This window comes from Enterovibrio makurazakiensis (assembly GCF_050336585.1).
GTDB classification, from domain to species: Bacteria; Pseudomonadota; Gammaproteobacteria; order Enterobacterales; family Vibrionaceae; genus Enterovibrio; species Enterovibrio gelatinilyticus.
The window spans coordinates 122,487-140,356 of the sequence record NZ_JAKJSE010000014.1; the positions used below are offsets into that span (position 1 = coordinate 122,487).

The 17,870-nt window shown below is 46.9% G+C and carries 11 protein-coding genes; 7 read left to right on the forward strand and 4 right to left on the reverse strand.

Going from position 1 to position 17,870, the window contains the following annotated elements; all coding sequences use genetic code 11:
- Positions 1–21: 21 nt before the first annotated feature.
- Together L4D06_RS11905 and L4D06_RS11910 are read left to right on the forward strand one after the other, a co-directional pair.
- Positions 22–1,008 (forward strand): questin oxidase family protein, encoded by a 987-nt coding sequence (locus L4D06_RS11905; protein ID WP_429739593.1) that lies wholly within the window; start codon positions 22–24, stop codon positions 1,006–1,008.
- Positions 1,005–1,562, forward strand: a complete 558-nt coding sequence (locus tag L4D06_RS11910; protein ID WP_274165010.1) for a flavodoxin family protein — start codon at positions 1,005–1,007, stop codon at positions 1,560–1,562. Before L4D06_RS11905 ends, L4D06_RS11910 begins: the two co-directional genes overlap by 4 nt.
- 61 nt (positions 1,563–1,623) lie before the next feature.
- Here the strand turns inward: L4D06_RS11910 and tyrS are convergent, their stop codons facing one another.
- Positions 1,624–2,811, reverse strand: a complete 1,188-nt coding sequence (tyrS, locus tag L4D06_RS11915; RefSeq protein ID WP_274165011.1) for a tyrosine--tRNA ligase — start codon at positions 2,809–2,811, stop codon at positions 1,624–1,626.
- A 189-nt stretch (positions 2,812–3,000) separates the two neighbouring features.
- Between tyrS and shyC the strand changes: the two genes are divergently transcribed.
- Complete coding sequence (gene shyC, locus L4D06_RS11920) at positions 3,001–4,323, forward strand: peptidoglycan DD-endopeptidase ShyC (protein ID WP_274165012.1); 1,323 nt, start codon at positions 3,001–3,003, stop codon at positions 4,321–4,323.
- 75 nt (positions 4,324–4,398) lie between these two features.
- Here shyC and L4D06_RS11925 read toward each other — a convergent pair whose 3' ends face one another.
- From L4D06_RS11925 to erpA, 3 genes are all read right to left on the reverse strand, one after another.
- A complete protein-coding gene (locus tag L4D06_RS11925) occupies positions 4,399–7,590 on the reverse strand; it encodes an efflux RND transporter permease subunit (protein WP_429739596.1) in 3,192 nt (1,063 codons plus the stop codon).
- Positions 7,591–7,602: 12 nt separating this feature from the next.
- A complete protein-coding gene (locus L4D06_RS11930) occupies positions 7,603–8,694 on the reverse strand; it encodes an efflux RND transporter periplasmic adaptor subunit (protein WP_429739598.1) in 1,092 nt (363 codons plus the stop codon).
- 159 nt (positions 8,695–8,853) lie between these two features.
- Positions 8,854–9,195 carry an iron-sulfur cluster insertion protein ErpA gene (gene erpA / locus L4D06_RS11935; protein ID WP_028023904.1) on the reverse strand — a complete coding sequence of 114 codons (342 nt, stop codon included), beginning with the start codon at positions 9,193–9,195 and terminating at the stop codon, positions 8,854–8,856.
- A gap of 218 nt (positions 9,196–9,413) precedes the next feature.
- On the opposite strand from erpA, the gene hemL reads away from it, so the two are divergent.
- The 4 genes from hemL (at position 9,414) to L4D06_RS11955 (ending at position 16,934) form a co-directional block, all read left to right on the forward strand.
- Positions 9,414–10,703 carry a glutamate-1-semialdehyde 2,1-aminomutase gene (hemL, locus tag L4D06_RS11940; RefSeq protein WP_429739600.1) on the forward strand — a complete coding sequence of 430 codons (1,290 nt, stop codon included), beginning with the start codon at positions 9,414–9,416 and terminating at the stop codon, positions 10,701–10,703.
- A gap of 355 nt (positions 10,704–11,058) precedes the next feature.
- The gene (locus tag L4D06_RS11945) at positions 11,059–12,144 is read left to right on the forward strand and encodes an AI-2E family transporter (protein ID WP_274165016.1); all 1,086 of its coding nucleotides are present in this window, start codon (positions 11,059–11,061) and stop codon (positions 12,142–12,144) included.
- 172 nt (positions 12,145–12,316) lie between these two features.
- Positions 12,317–13,342: a 16S rRNA (guanine(1207)-N(2))-methyltransferase RsmC gene (gene rsmC, locus L4D06_RS11950; protein WP_274165017.1), complete on the forward strand. Its 1,026-nt coding sequence runs from the start codon at positions 12,317–12,319 to the stop codon at positions 13,340–13,342.
- 214 nt (positions 13,343–13,556) lie between these two features.
- Positions 13,557–16,934 (forward strand): response regulator, encoded by a 3,378-nt coding sequence (locus L4D06_RS11955; RefSeq protein WP_429739603.1) that lies wholly within the window; start codon positions 13,557–13,559, stop codon positions 16,932–16,934.
- The last annotated feature ends 936 nt before the right edge of the window (positions 16,935–17,870 follow it).

Consider the following 17,870-nt stretch of genomic DNA (forward strand, 5'->3'; position numbering starts at 1 on the left):
CAAATGCAAAGGAATGCCGCCATGTACCAATCATTCACATCAATAGGCTTTGAGCTGATAAAGAGAAGTCATCGCTTCGGGCCTACTTTTGGCGCGCGTCTATCTAACCATCTACCGATGGCTCTGTCGGCAATGCAAAGACTGGGCGCGTCCACGGATCAATTAAACGCAGAATATCTGCGGGCATCCGGTCACTTGTCTCCTCTCGGAGACGCATTGGGAATCGAGCATCCCATGCTAGGGGAAAAAGCACACAATGCTGATTTCGTAGAATATTATCGCACTATGCTAAGTGAGATCGGTACGGAACAAACCCTAAAGACAGTACTCCCCACTTTGCTGCCAGGAATTTCTGCAGGCGCCTTTCATGGTGTCATCCGCCTCGCCTATGCCGTTGAGCTAGGAGATATTGACGAAACTAGTCACGCGCTTGCCTACTGGTCTTCAGGCTACACGCCGTTAGGCGACCTTTCGTTTCAACAAAATCTCAGCACGGAAGAGGATTTAAACCAAGCGCTTTCGATATTTCATGATCAAACTTACCGCGAAGGGATCATCATCGATCATGTCGAAGAACTGATCACTTTACCGACCTATTCAACCATTGCTAGCCAGCCCGATTCGCTGTCACTAAAGGAGGTTGCACGTATCGTGTTATCGCAATATTCCGCGAGCAACGATTTTACCTTGCTACACGGTGTCACGGGTTTCCAAGCGCTCGTCTCTCTTTTTCCTTTTATTGAAAATCACGATCTTGCGCTTCACTATTTCTGGCAAGCATATGTCGCTGCATCATGTACTGCTGCGTACCGAAAACCCTTTCAGCACCAAATTCAGGAACACGCACCCAGAGATATTCTTGATTGGTCATATTGGTTCGAACGCGCGTTAGAAACTGAAGATGACCACACCATCAAACTCACTTACAGCTGCGCTTGCCTATATGATCATCTGCGCCTCCCTGAAGCCATATCCGCCATAAAATACCGACTGGAGACCTCATCATGAAAAACATTGCTATCGTCTATTTTTCCAAAACAGGAAGTACAGAGAACATGGCGCTGGCCATTGCTGAAGGAGCAAAACAACACGGCGCAAAGGTGTTGACCCATGCGATTGCCGGGACAGAGATCATTGAAGGGCGCTTTAAAAACGATGCCTTGTTTGAAAAACTCGAAAATATGGATGCCATTATCTTTGGATCACCAACCTATATGGGCGGCCCTGCGGCACAGTTTAAAGCCTTTGTCGATGCGAGTAGCGAGACATGGTCGAAGCAGTTGTGGCACAACAAACTAGCGGCAGGGTTTACAGTAGGCGGCAGTCCGTGCGGTGAAGTGCAAAGCACAATCGAGAACTTTTACATACTCGCCACGCAGCACAGTATGCTGTGGGTTGGCATTGATGCGCCAGAGGGCACCTCATCCAAAACGTTTAATCGCCTAAATTCATCGCTTGGTGTCATCGGCATGGTAGACGACGAAGGGCAGTTAGATGGTATCGATATAAAAACGGCGATGCGTCTTGGTACTCGTGTGGCAGAACTGGTTCAGAGAACGTAAAAAAGGCGCTTTTCAGCGCCTTTTTATTTTGGATGACTCATCGGTAAAGTTCAGAGATAAATTACGCTAACGTGATACGCGCGAATTTACGTTTACCCACTTGGTAAACCGCTGTGCCAGCCGCAGGGACCAGTTTAGTATCTTCGACCTTTTCGCCGTCAATCTTTACTGCACCTTGGCGTATCATACGCATAGCATCTGAGGTAGAACCTACCAAGTCAGCGTCTTTTAAAAGATTCGCAATGGCTACGCCTTGCTCAAAAGAAAATTCGTCCATTTCTTCTGGCATCGCACCTTTTTGGAAACGATTGATGAATTCAGCTTCAGCAGATTCTGCATCCGCTTCAGAGTGGAAGCGAGCAATAATTTCTTTTGCTAGCAAGATCTTCACATCACGTGGGTTCTTGCCGCCGTCAATATCCGCTTTAAATTGTGCAATTTCTTCCAATGGACGGAATGACAGCAATTCGAAGTAGCTCCACATCAAATCATCAGAGATAGACATGATTTTGCCGAACATCTCATTTGGCACATCGCTGATACCAATGTAGTTGTGAGCAGACTTTGACATCTTCTTCACGCCGTCCAGACCCACTAGCAAAGGCATAGTGATCACAACTTGTTGAGACTGACCATTTTGCTTTTGTAGCTCACGACCCATCAACAGGTTGAATTTCTGATCCGTACCACCCAGCTCAACATCCGCCTCAAGCGCTACAGAGTCATAACCTTGCAGAAGCGGGTAAATGAATTCATGGATAGCGATAGGTTGGTTGTTGGTGTAACGCTTTTTAAAATCATCACGCTCAAGCATGCGCGCAACGGTCGAACTTGCAGCCAAACGGATCATTCCGTCTGTACCCAGCTCACTCAACCAGCTTGAGTTAAACTCAATGCGAGTTTTAGCTGGATCCAAAATTTTGAAGATCTGCTCTTTGTACGTTTCAGCATTGCTAAGCACTTGCTCACGAGTCAGCGGCGGACGCGTTGCATTCTTGCCACTCGGATCACCCACCATCGCGGTATAATCACCGATCAAGAAGATAACTTCATGGCCCAGCTCTTGAAACGCACGCAATTTATTCATGATCACAGTGTGACCAAGGTGAATATCTGGTGCCGTTGGATCCGCACCCAACTTGATACGAAGAGGACGGTTTTCTTTTAGTTTCGCAATCAGTTCCGCTTCAGGAATTAATTCCTCAACACCACGCTTAATTTCGGCTAGCGCGGCTTCAATGCTCGCCATATTTTATCGCTCCCACAGAATCGGCATTTTTTCGTCAGCCGACATACTACTTGAATAGCGATGGTTTTTGAAACCAGTTAAACTTAAAGCACGCTAAAACGGATTCACTGGCCATTCTGTATTCACAAAGGGATTTGGCATAAACATGGTGTATTCGAATAAATCCCTTTTTCTTATGATTGTTTCTTAATGCCTGTTAATAAAATTGCTGCGTTACCAAAGTTTCATCAATTGTTGATCATGGCTCTCAGTGCCTTCATTGTGCTACTGGTTGCGATTCCTTCAGAATCACCGGCTCAACATCCCGATGCCAAGTTTGAGGTGGGTAAACTCTATCCTATCCCTCTTGAAACCTCCTCTTTATTACCCCCTGAAGGTGAACCGCAACCGAACCTGTCATTTGTTCCACTCGAATGGCACAAATTCAGCGTTCAGGCTGGTGATAGCCTAGCAGGAATTTTTGACCGTGTGGGTATCAGCCCAACCACACTTTACCGACTCATAAACAGCGACAAAGGCACCAAGTCCCTCGCCTCACTCAAAGTGGGGGATGAGATTCGCTTGGGTTTTGATGAGAATGGCCTGTTTACACAGTTGGTTCAGCCTAAAAATGCAAATGAAACGCTTATCGTTAATCGCATCGGAAATGATTTCGTTTCCAAGGTAGAAGCGAAGCAAATCGACACACAAATCAATTATGCATCGGCAACCATCACATCCAGTTTCTGGAATGCGGGTGTAAGCGGCGGACTCACTCCCAATCAAATCATGGAACTTGCTGGTCTTTTTGGCTGGGATATCGACTTCGCGTTAGATATTCGCCAAGGCGATCACTTCTCTGTGTTGTATGAAGAACAGCTTGTCGAAGGTGAGATGATAGGCCGTGGCGACATTCTTGCGGCAACCTTTACCAACCGCGGTGAAACATTCACAGCCATTCGCTCGAAGACTGGGAAGTACTACGACGAAAAAGGACGCGCAATGAAAAAAGCATTCTTGCGCTCGCCAGTAAACTTCCGCTACGTCAGCTCTAATTTCAATCCGCGTCGTCTGCACCCCGTAACAGGAAAAGTAAAATCTCATCGAGGGACCGACTACGTTGCCCCCGTGGGTACGCCAATATGGGCCGCTGGTGATGGCATCGTCATGAAGTCGGCATACAACCAGTTCAATGGTAACTATGTCTTCATCAAGCACAGCTCTACTTACATCACCAAGTATCTGCACCTCACAAAGCGTAGGGTCAAAACAGGGCAACGCGTCAAACAAGGGCAAACCATAGGTACATTGGGCGGAACTGGTCGAGTTACGGGCCCGCACCTGCACTATGAATTTTTGGTACATGGCGTACACAAAAACCCACGTACTGTAAAACTGCCACAAGCGAAATCACTCTCAGGTAAAGCAAAGACTGAGTTTATTTCTCTGGCTCAGCAACGATTAGCTCAACTCAACAAGTTCAGCCAACTGCTAGCATCAATAGGTACCCTGGAGCGCAATAACGCCTCTTAGTGGTTCACTACCACAGTCTGTGAGACATAAAAAAAGCAGCGCCAAGGCGCTGCTTTTTCTTTGCGAGATAAAACGTCAATATAGAGATTGAGGTTCAACACTAGATTGTGGCTTTGGGAGGGGGGTAGCTTCCTCCTTTTGTTGCTCTTCAGCTAGTTGATTATCAAAATCCAACGCTAACTTTGCCACCTTCGGCTCACGCGCCAACATCAATAAGCACGGTGTTAGTACCAACGTCAGTAGGGTCGAAAACGCCAAGCCACCAGCAACAGCCGTTGCCAATTGAGACCACCACTGAGTACTCGGCGCCCCAAACTCGACACCCTGATTCACCAAGTCCACATTCATTTCTAACACCATCGGCATCAAGCCAAGAATGGTCGTCACCGTGGTTAGCATGACAGGACGTAAGCGTTGCGCACCCGTTTGTAAGATGGCATCCACTTTCGCCAACCCGCGTCGACGGAGGACGTTGTAAGTATCAATCAATACAATATTGTTGTTCACCACAATACCCGCCAAGGTGATCACCCCTACACCCGACATAATAATGCCGAACGGTCGCTGGAAAATAAGCAACCCAAGGAAAACACCGACAGTTGAAAACAGCACTGCACTTAAAATCAAAAATGCTTGATAGAAGCTATTGAACTGCGTGATAAGAATAATGGCCATTGCGCCAAGCGCTGCGAGAAACGCCATCATCAAAAACGCTTGGCTTTCATCTTGCTCTTCGTTTTGTCCACGCAATGAAACGCTCACACCATCAGGCAAAGTCATGGCATCGAGTTGTTCCGTCAAACCAGGCAATTCCAAACTGAGGTTATAACCTTCAGCCATGTCAGCCATCACTTTAATCACCCGCTTGCCATCCACCCGATCGATATTGCCTTGCTTTTGCTCCGGTGTAATTCTTGCGAAGTTAGTAATAGGCACTAAGCCATACGGCGTTTTAACTCTTAGCTCATCGAAGCGGCCAATATCCCGTTTGTCTTCTGGGTAGCGCACCAATATATCCACTTCATCGGTCGAATCATCGGGTAAATAATCACCAATTTTCAAACCATTAGTAACAAACTGAACCGTGTTCCCTACCACAGTGGCATCTGCGCCAAAGCGCGCCGCATCCGTTCGATTGATATCTATTGACCAATCAATACCTGGCTTCGTCAGAGTATCGCTAAAGTTGGTGAACGCGGTGTTTTGTGCCAGTAAATCTCTAACCTGCTTTGCTGCAGATTCGATATCAGCACTGTTAGTGGCCGTCACCTCAATCGAAAGATCGTGTTCACTCGGCGGCCCTGCGTCTGGCTTTTTGAACTCAAGCTCCAAGCCAGACAAATCGTCTGTCTTCTCGCGTAACTCTTCAATGATCTCTTTTACTTTGCGACGGTTTTGCCATTCCACAGGCTTCATCTGAATGATGCCTATTTCGTCTTGCCCACCGGTTCGAGTGTAGACGCTGTCTATTTCATCCATGCCAAGCACGCGTTGCTCGACTTCTTTCATCAACGCATCTTGCTCATAAATCGACAAATCACCGTGTGACCGCACTTTGATATTGAAGAAAGCAGGATCCACATCAGGGAAGAATTCTGTTCCGAGTCCAGACTTGTTGTAGGCAAAACCAACAGCAAACGCGACAACAAATGCCGCACATAAAATCTTTATCGGATGCTTAATAGCAACAGAGAGCGTGGAAATATAGGCACGAGTTAACCCTCTCGCTTTCGAGAAGTCACCATTTTCGAGTGACTGCATTCTGTCTTTCTGTTCGGTCGTCAGAGGCAACGGTTTGCCCATCAAACTGCCAAGAACAGGAACAAACAGCAATGCCATCACGAGCGAAGCGGATAGCGTCGCAATCAAGGTTAATGGCATGAACTTCATAAACTCGCCCGTGATACCCGGCCAGAATAAGAGAGGTGCAAACGCCGCCAACGTCGTGGCTGTTGATGCAATAATCGGCCATGCCATACGATGAGCTGCTTCACGATATGCTTGCTTGCGGCTAATGCCTTCACGCATACGTCGATCGGCATATTCGGTTACAACAATCGCACCATCCACCAATAAACCAACTGCCATAATCAAGGCAAAAAGCACAACAATGTTGATGGTCAAGCCACTCAGAGCAAGCACGACTAGCCCAGTCAAAAACGAACCAGGGATGGAGACACCTACCAAGAAAGCGGTACGCGCACCGAGAATGGCGATAATCACAATCACCACCAGCAAAACCGCAGAAAGGATGTTATTTTGCAGGTCGGTAAGCATTGAACGGACATCTTCAGATCCGTCCCATGTATATTTGACTTGTAATGCAGCGGGCCACTGAGAAGAGGTTTGTGCCTGAGCAAGCACAGCTTTCACCAGCTCCACAGTTTCAATAATGTTCTCGCCAGCGCGCTTTTTGACATCCAGTACAACAGCGGGCTTGCCATCGAGACGGGCAAAGCTTTCTGGGTCTTTAAAACTGCGACGTACCGTTGCGACGTCAGCGACAGTAACCACCTGAGAGCCATCAATCTTGATAGGGAGTTGCAACACATCTTGTACCGATTCAAAGACTGACGGCACTTTCACCGAAAAACGTCCATAACCCGCATCAACATAGCCTGCCGCTACCACTCGGTTACTTTTAGTAACCAAGTCGAAAATATCCGCCTGATCAAGACCATAGCTTTCTAGCAGCAAAGGTTCGACGATGATCTCCACCACATCATCACGATCGCCTGCCACATCCACTTCAAGGACTTGTTTAAAGCCTTCAAGCGTTTCTTGCAATTCACGCGCTATCTTAACGATGGCACGTTCAGAGACATCACCATATAAGGCAACAGATAAAACAGGTTGCTGATTAGCGAACGTGACTTCGTTCACTGTGGGTTCATCACTGTCATCAGGCAAGCGAGGTTTGACCAAATCAACCGCTTCACGCACATCCGTCATTGCCAAATCAAGATCGACACCGACATTGAACTCCATCGTCACTGACGCATGGCCTTCGGATGCAATTGCAGTCATCTCTTTAATGCCTTCAATAGAGCGTAACTCTTGCTCTATTGGGCGAACAAGAAGACGCTCTGCATCTTCTGGCGAGATCCCTTCATGACTGACGGACACGTAGATGACAGGTATGGTGATGTCAGGATCAGATTCTTTAGGAATCGTTTGATAGGTATAAACACCTGCTACAAAGAGAAAAAGTAGCAGTGTGACCATGGTACGCGTTCGCGCTAGCGACGCATCAATCAAGGTTTTCATGCGGCGCTCTCCTTATTGAGGTTGTGTTTGACGCACAGCATCAACCACATCACCGTCACGCACAAAACCTTGACCTTTGGTGATCACATCCACTTGCTCACCGAGCCCAGACAACCAAACACCGTCTTTTTCTGCTTTCACAATGCGAGCGGCAACGAACGCCACTTTGTTACCCTGAAGCGTTTTGACGCCAAGATTACCTTGCTCATCCAAAGCCAACACAGATGGACTCAGTTTCACTGCGCGCTGCAAGTCCAAAGCAAGATCCACCTCAGCACTGATCCCTGCAGGAAGCGCTTGTTGAGGGTTTAAAATTTCTAGTTCGATCGCGAAAGTATTGGTAGTTGGAGAAGCGAGGCTAGATTGATAACGCAGCCTTCCTTCTTTCTTTTCACCATTGACGAGCAACACACTCGCTGGCAAAGAGGCATCAATATGGCTAATGTGCTTTTCAGACACATCAGCAGTGACAATAAGCGGATCAAGATCAATCAGGGTAGCCATTGGATCGCCAATCCCTAAATAATCCCCGACTTCCACCATGACGTCATCAACAATGCCGTCAAATGGTGCTCTCACTTGCGTATGTGATAGCGCCAACTCAATATTTTCCACATTGGCTTTTGCTTCAACGAGATTGGCTTCTGCCAATGAAAAAGCGACTTCGCCTTGTAGGCCTTTTTTCTTCAGTGATTTAGCCGCATTGAATTCTTTTTGACGAACAAGCAGCAACGACTTAGAACGGTTAAGCTGAGCTTCGCGATCGCCTTTATCAATAAAGACAAGCAGATCACCTTTCTTAACCGCCGCGCCTTTTCTGACGTTCACTTTGGTCACTCGACCATCAGCTTCTGCCGAAATCGTTGCATCGCGATCTGGTGCAGTGCGACCGTACAAAGAAATCGAGCGGGTAACAGGCTCAGAATAATACGTATCTACCGCCACTTTAGTCAGCGGCGCTTTGGGTTGTTCACTTTGTTCAGGAGAGGGAGTCGCACTGCTTGAGCCACTGCCGACCCAGAACACTAATGCGATAAGAAGAACCAAAGAGATGATCCAAGGTCGCTGTGATAAGTAAGACGCTTTTACGCCTGCATTCGCCATAATAGTCCTTCCCGACGTGGTTACTGCAGTAAAAGAAATCGGACACTGATCCTTCCGGTCCGAAGACAAAAACAGCCTGGAAGTGCAGGCTGTCTTTGAACTAATGATTTGTCGTCTCTCTAGCTAAGTAGAACCCGAGCCCTGAGAGTGTCTCATAGTTTATACACTGAACGAGGCACCGCAACCACATGTTGTAGTGGCATTCGGGTTGTTGATGAAGAAACGTGATCCCTCTAACCCTTCTGTGTAATCGACTTCTCCACCAATAAGATATTGCAAACTCATGGGATCAACTACCAAAGTAACGCCACATTTTTCAATCGTCATGTCGCCATCATTGACGTTTTCATCAAACGTGAAACCGTACTGGAAGCCGCTACAACCGCCGCCAGTAATATACACACGCAGTTTCAGGTTCGGGTTTTCTTCTTCCTGAATCAGCGTCTTTACCTTAGTCGCCGCTGTGTCAGTAAATTGCAGCGGCAAATTGGTATCGCTCATTTCGACCTCACATTACTTCTTTTATATTGAACGCATTATCTAATACCTGACTAATTCGTTCAAGTATTCGTCGCAGCGATAACCTATATGCAGCAATATACACCAAGTTTAATCTGTATGTGATGCTTACCTCATCATCAGGCTCGCCAGTTTTTCACACATCCCTTACAATACGGCGCAAGTAAAACCAAACGATCATATGGCCTAGGAAAGAACCCATGACCAAATCAGCCGAGTTGTTCCAACAAGCACGTAAAACCATTCCTGGTGGTGTCAATTCACCTGTACGCGCATTCGCAGGCGTGGGCGGTGACCCCATTTTCATCGAACGCGCTGACGGTGCGTATATCTATGATGCTGATGGCAAAGCATATATCGATTATGTCGGCTCATGGGGCCCTATGATCTTAGGCCACAACCACCCTGCCATTCGCGACGCTGTGATTGAAGCGGCGCAATACGGCCTGAGTTTTGGTGCCCCTACAGCGCGAGAAATTACGCTTGCTGAACTGGTCAGCCAACTCGTTCCTTCTATGGAAATGGTGCGTATGGTGAGCTCGGGAACTGAAGCCACCATGAGCGCTATTCGTCTAGCGCGCGGTTTCACCCGTCGTGACAAATTCATCAAATTCGAAGGCTGCTACCATGGCCATGCTGACTGCTTACTCGTTAAAGCTGGCTCAGGTGCACTGACACTGGGTGAGCCAACATCACCCGGTGTTCCAGCTGATTTCGCCAAACACACACTGACTTGTACATTTAACGATCTTGACTCAGTACGCGCGGCGTTCGAGCAATATCCTGAAGATATTTCCTGCATCATTGTCGAGCCTGTGGCTGGGAATATGAACTGCATTCCGCCGCAAGCTGGTTTCCTAGAAGGCCTTCGCACTTTATGTGATGAATTTGGCGCATTGTTGATTTTTGATGAAGTGATGACAGGATTCCGTGTTGCACTTGGCGGTGCGCAAGCGCATTACAACATCAAACCTGACCTAACAACCCTAGGTAAAGTGATTGGTGGTGGTATGCCAGTGGGCGCATTCGGTGGTCGTCGTGACGTGATGGAATACATAGCGCCAACAGGCCCTGTGTATCAAGCAGGTACACTTTCAGGTAATCCAGTGGCGATGGCCGCAGGTGAAGCGGCATTGTCAGCATTGCGCCAAGAAGGCAATGAAGCACAACTGGCTGACGTCACTCAACGTCTAGCGGAAGGCTTCAAAGCAGCAGCACAAAAACATGGTGTTGCTCTTACCACCAACCAAGTCGGTGGTATGTTCGGTTTCTTCTTTACTGAGCAGGAAAGTATCACTTGTTTCGCTGACGTTCAGCAATGTGATATTGAGAAATTTAAGCGCTTCTTCCATCTGATGCTAGAAGAAGGTATCTATTTGGCACCATCAGCATTTGAAGCTAGCTTTACTTCTTTGGCACATGGCGAGAAAGAGCTCGAAGCAACTTTAGAAGCAGCAGATCGCGCGTTTGCAAAACTTGCCACTGAATAATCAGCCAAGCAATTAACCGCTCAAAAGCGAAGCTTCAGTGCTTCGCTTTTTTATTGCCAATACACAAAGACCAATAGCACGAGCAAAACACAACAAATCATAGGAAGAATAACCTTTCGCTTCTTTTTTGATTGTTTTTGCTGGTCACAGCACCCCATACCGTCTCCTTTCTTCGTCTATATACGCATTTTAACGTTGCAACTCATTCCCGTCGAAAACACCGATTTATCGCAAAAATCTTAACAATATGCCTAATTAATATTTAACGCTTTTTCGTTAATTAGTCACAACGTATCATAGGGTTCACACTACACTGTTCACCAGACAGACTGGCGCGATACAAAGGAGCCTACAAGTGGCATCATCTTTCAAGATAGAACCTAGACATTGGACACTCATTGGCGCACTGGCTCTTGCCGCGTATGCGTGTTACGTACTCATCGCTCCTTATATTGGCTCAATCGTTCTCGCCTTCATTGTATCGCTTCTTTTTTTCCCCTTGCATGACCGCATTGATCACAAGCTCAAATCTTACCCAAACCTTTCAGCAGCGCTGTCTTGCACCATTCTTACGGTAATGATCATCATTCCAATGATCTTTGTTATTGGCGCGATCTTACGCCAAGGCATTACCTTCTTTACGGGTGCCTATGAATGGCTAAGTGCAGGCGGAGCAAAAGACATACTTTCAATGCCAATCGTGCAAACAAGTCTGCAATCCGTGGATAAATGGCTACCGTTTGATTCCATCGACCCACAAGACATCATTTCTCGTGTCGCGTCGACCGTCTCCACGTTGAGTTCCGAGATGATTGGCATGAGCTCGCAAATTCTTGGCGATGTTACTGGTATGTTTGTTAATTTCTTATTGATGTTGTTCGTGCTGTTTTTCTTATTACGCGACCACGACAAAATCATACAATTGCTTCGCCATGTCAGCCCTCTTTCTCGTAGCCAAGAAGACACCTTGCTTGATGAAGTCGAAAAAGTGGCCAAGTCTGCCGTAATGGGCTCGTTTCTCACCGCACTAGCGCAAGGCTTAGTCGGTGGTTTTGCCATGTGGATGGCCGGATTTGCGGGTCTATTTTGGGGCACAATGATGGGCTTTGCGTCGTTCATCCCGGTGGTAGGCACCGCTCTGATATGGCTACCCGCAGCCGGCTATCTGCTTATTATTGGGCAATGGGAGTGGGCAGCATTTCTCGTCGGTTGGGGCGTTATCGTAGTAGGCTCTGTCGATAACATACTTCGACCGTTGTTGATGCAAGGTAACTCTGGGATGAATACCCTTCTCATCTTCTTCTCGCTCATCGGTGGTCTACAAGTTTACGGTTTAATGGGACTTGTTTATGGCCCAATCATTTTCTCTCTGACATTGGTACTATTTCGCATGTACGAAGCAGAATTTCACAATTTTCTCGAAAAGCAGGATAACTCATAGCTTTGGCTATGCAATGGTTGTGGACACCTGCTCGCCTAGTTTGCAACTCATTTGGGCACAATGAGGCACAGGCTTAAGACATTTAAACATCACCATATTGCGCGGTTATTTTCACGAGCCGCGCTTTGTGGGAGAATCCGCGCTCTATTTTGTTGTAACCCCTGAGGCTGCCATGTCATACAGCACCCCAAGCCAAGTAGTGGCTCGTCAACTTGCCTACTTCGAAGGCAAACATATTTTGCTTGCTGGAGAGCTAGAAGACACCTTCGCAACAGAACTGTTAGGCACAGCTAAGAGCGTCAGCATCTTTACCACAAACCTTGCTTACGCCAATCAAATGCGCCGTTATGACTCAATCACAGTGCAGTTTGGCGAAAGTTATACTGCTATGCCTAACGTCGACATGGTTCTGCTGTACTGGCCAAAAGCCAAAGCAGAAGCTGAGTTTTTACTATCAATGCTCATGGCCTCACTCGGTCAAGGCACTGAAATTGTTGTGGTTGGCGAAAACCGAAGCGGTGTTAGAAGCATCGAGAAGATGTTTACCCCTTATGGCAAAGTGACAAAGTTTGATTCAGCAAGAAGATGCGGATTCTACTGGGGTCAATGTATCAACGAGCCCGCACCATTTACTCTCGATGACTGGTACAAAAGTTACCCTCTACACCTTGGTGAGCACACACTGACTATCCGCTCATTGCCCGGCGTATTTAGCCATGGTGAGCTAGATGTTGGCAGTAAGTTGTTATTAGAAACACTGCCCTCCCTAAACGGCGAAATATTCGATTTTGGCTGTGGCGCAGGGGTTATTGGTGCGGCAATTAAGCTTCTATATCCAAAAGCAAGCATCACCATGGTCGATATTAGTGCCTTGGCAGTTGCTTCAGCTCGAGAGACGTTGCGCTTTAACCAGTTAGAAGGGAATGTATATGCCTCTGATGTTTATAGCGAAGTGACATCCAAGTTCGACCACATTGTGAGTAACCCTCCATTTCATGCTGGGCTAAAAACGCACTATGCCGCGACGGAAACCTTCTTACAACGCGCACCCGAGTTTTTGAATCGCCAAGGTCAATTGACCGTCGTGGCGAATAGTTTCTTACGTTACCCCCCATTTATTGAGACCGCTTTTGGTCACTGTGACACGCCGGCAAAAAACAACAAATTCGCCATTTACCACGCTGTCAAAACCGCTTAATTCTGTTAGGGGTTGGCTCTCAACCCCTCGTTAAAAACGTTAAATTTGTGTCTTAACACGAACTTCATTGATAACTTACTTGCCAACGATAATTAAGTCCGTATAAGGGCTAACAGTAGAACTTACTAATATGCACTCGGGTGAAACAACGTCAATTTCGACAAAACCGAGGTCATATAGCATTTTTTGATTTTCTATTTTGTCAGGCAGAGACATGCAAAAAAAACAGAAGTTCAAGCGGCTTCAGCATACGCTGATGTTAGCTTTTCTTGTGCTAAGTATTACGCCTCTCACCCTACTGGCGATGTTCTTTCTTGAATCACACAGCAGCGATTTAGAACAGCAAAGCACAACTCACCTTTCGTTTCTTAGAGATAACAAGAAAGAGCAAATCATCAGTTACTTTGATGCACGTTACTCTGAAGTTAACTCCTTCTCACGGTCCGAACTTGCCACCGCTAGTGGTGGACGATTTTACGGCTTAGTCGCCGCATTCCACCAGCTAGGGAAAACCAAAGAGGAAGCGCGCGAAACCGCACGGCTGCGCTACGTCGACACCCTCGACAAGTCTTCATCCTCAGGCGTTGATGACAGTAATTTTGTGGGCAGTGAGCGCTACCGGTTACTCCATAAACGTTATGATTGGGCTTACAAAGAACACCTTAAACGATCAGATTTTTCCGACCTGCTTCTTGTCGATATTGACGGAAACGTCGTCTATTCCGCGTTAAAAGATGAAGCCTTTGGCGCCAACTTACTCGAAGAGCACTGGCACGATACACCTGTGGGGAAGACGTTTTCAGACATCAAAAGTCAGGTCACAGCATCCATCGCTGACACAGACAAAAACCCTGTCGTATTTACCGACTTTAGCCAGCAATCCAATGGTGAAATCGCCGCATGGTTTGCAGCTCCCATCACCCAGCAAGGCTATTTACATAGCTATGTGTTGATGAAGCTGCCTAACAAAGCCTTGGTCGATATGCTTACCAAAGCGCCCAATGAGAAGGGATATATCAGTACCCTACTCGTTGGCCCAGACCATATCGCACGTAATATTGAGTCCAGCGAACCGCTTATTGCAATTAATAGCCCAGCAATAGAAACGGCGCTTTCTGGTGCACGAGATGTAGGGAACTTTATTGGTACAAGCCAACAACGCGTCCTTGGTGCATACGCACCCGTTCATATTCAGGATAAAACTTGGGCCATTATTTTAGAGTTGCCTGAAGAGGAAGCATTCGCACGCATTTATCAGCTAGAGAAGATATTCATCGTAGTGATGGTCGTGGCCATACTCTTAGTTGTGCTCGCCTCACATTTACTCTCAAACTCCATTACAGCTCCGCTTCTGCGCCTTACCTGGGCAGCAGAACAAGTTTCTGCCGGCGATTTAGATCAGAAGATAAACAGCACAGATCGCGAAGACGAAATTGGGCGCCTTGCAGTCAGTTTCGCGCGAATGCAACGATCTGTCCGTGACAAGTTGGCACTGATTCGAGAGCAGAACAAAGAATTAGAACAAAACATTAAGTTGATTCAGCAAAAGAACGAAGAGCTTCAACAAGCCGATCGCATGAAAGATGACTTTTTGGCTACAACATCTCACGAGCTCCGTACGCCGCTTCACGGAATGGTTGGCCTTGCTGAATCAATGCTGGCAGGTGCTGAAGGCCCTATCCCTGATCGCCAAAAGCATCAGCTCGAGATGATTATCAACAGTGGAGAACGTCTTTCAAATTTGGTGGACGACCTTCTCGACTACCACAAAATGCGTTATGGCAGCCTTGAGATATCCCCTCAAGCAGTTGACACCGCAAACGCGCTGCGTTTAGTTATTGAACTTTCAAGCCATCTTCTTGGCGGTAAACCCGTGCGAATCATCAATCAGGTACCTATCGACTTGCCATTGGTTCGCGCAGACGAGCAGCGCCTAGAGCAGGTGCTATATAACTTAATTGGTAATGCCATCAAGTATACAGATGAAGGGAAAATCATCATCTCAGCAACAGTCTTAGAGGGACAGTTGCGCATCCAGGTGGTTGATACCGGGCAAGGTATCCCCTCAGATCAACTGGAATATATCTTTGAACCATTAACACAAGCGAGATCAGGAACGGCTGTCTATCGACAAGGTGCTGGCCTAGGCTTATCAATCAGCCGCCAGCTCATTGACATTATGGGTGGGCAACTCTACGTCAGCAGCCAGCCAATGGTAGGTACAACCTTTAGCTTTACACTTCCAATTGCAACAGAAGAAGACAAAGCAAAGACTCGCCTGTCTAATAGCGTCCATTTTGCAGTACCTAACGTGGAATTGGTGCACAACGAGTTGGCACAAGCTCCCGAAAACCCGAATGGTCCATTGGTACTTGTTGTCGATGATGAACCCGTTAACCTGCAGGTATTAAAAAACTTCCTACGCCTTGAAGGGTATCGCGTTAAAGCTGTCGAGAATGGGCGTCAAGCCATTGAATCTGTTACACAAGAAAAACCTGTTCTCATGCTACTCGATGTAATGATGCCCGAACTCAGTGGCTACGAAGTGTGTACTCACCTTCGTGAACGCTATTCACGAGCAGACCTTCCTATCATCATGTTATCGGCCTTAGGTCAGGTTCAAGACAAAGTGAAGGGGTTTGATGCAGGTGCGAATGACTACCTAACAAAACCATTTAACAAAGACGAACTCAGCGCGCGTATCCGTGCCTATATTAACGCATCTCTCACAGAGCAAGAGCGTGAAAACAATCGGAAGTTGGTCTCTGAAATCCACTTCCGAGAGCAAGTCGAAGCAGGGTTACGTGAAGTTCAAAACCGTTTGTTAGGCTTGCTCGATTCTGCGCAAGAAGCCATTGTTTGCGTGCAAGAGAACGGCAAGATTAGCTATGCCAATGATGCTTGCAGCTCCGTTTTCAAACTTAGTGCGGAACAACTTGAGCGCCACCATCTCGACGATTTCCTAGCCATGGCGTTACCTGACGTTGAAACAGGTCGCGGTCATTACAGTGGGCAGCTTCGGTTTAACATTGATGGCAATTTGGTAAGCATTGATACCGATGTGTTCACCTTACCCGAAACATCTGGGTTGCAAATGATGCTCATTTTGAACTCGGGAGAGAAGGCCTCCTCTCATCGCGTTCAATTGCTAGAAAGTGCGGTTGAAGCTTTGTCTGAGTATGCTTTTGACGGCGACCAAAACCAATTACAGCAGCTTCGTGAATTAGGTGGCGAGTTCACTAGAATGGCGGACAAGTTCTCTGGCGATAAACCTGACAAAAGTGATGTACTGCGTGACACGTTAGTGAAAGTCATGCTTGTCACGCTCAACTACTGGAACAACGTGACAGGAAAAACCAAATTTGACCTTGCGGAAGAAAGTGGACTCTGGCGCGTATATCTAGACCGCAGCACGTTGCAAACACGAACGTTAGACAAATATCTACACGCAGAAACCGTACCCAAGTCACCACGTTGGCGTACGGTAATTAATACTATCGACTTTGTGCTTGAACGCTGTGGTGATGAAACAAAAGAAAGGCATGAGGTCATACAGTTACGAGATAGGTTGCAATCACTTATCACGCGCTAACCCCTAAGAAAGCCTCGGAAACGAGGCTTTTTTCATCATTTGTCCTATGGCTATATCGTACCTTCTCCGGATACTGTAAAGGCACCGTCTCAGTAGTCTCTTTACACCTTTCTTCTCGACCGACGTTCATACCTTGTCTGCTCTGCTCTGCTCTGCTCTGCTCTGCTCTGCTCTGCTCTGCTCTGCTCTGCTCTGCTCTGCTCTGCTCTGCTCTGCTCTGCTCTGCTCTGCTCTGCTCTGCTCTGCTCTGTAGCCAGTGTCACTGCACTCCAATATCGCAGTCAAATACCGTTATTCACATCAAACGTCGATATACCCATGTTAGTCGCCTTTCAGGTTGATTAGGTACTCCCTCCCTTCGCCATAACCTTACAACATGCTCTTCATTTACTTATTTCATGACGCGAAATTCACAAATATGACGGACTTAAAAATCTGTCACTCGCCCCATTAATGACGCATGCAAGTGGTCATTATTCGGTCGCAACAAAAAAGGCAACCACGTAATTTCTGTTTCTGAGAACATAATCACAACAAACCAAGCAATGAAAATTTCAGCAAAAAATTAACCTACCAAAGAAATGGAGATCGGGATCACGCCAATCCAAACAGACGGAACACCCCTTATTAAACAAGCCACACATGGTTGGTAAACACTAACAGTTGAATAATAAAATGGGGCAGAAAGGATATTAATTGACCTGCGTCAAACGTAAATTCTCGCCGTCAAAAACGTTAATTTTAACGTTTTTGACGCGCCACCTTTGTCTTTTAACGTTTTTAACGGGCATTGCGATTGACCCAAAACTGGAACCGGAGTTTCCTAACGTTGCACTGAGCCTGCACGGCCATGTGAATAACTAAGTTCACTTGTTTGGTTATTCATAGCGGGGTCCGGCCTGACCACACTGAAAGGGTCAGAATAAAGTGAAACAA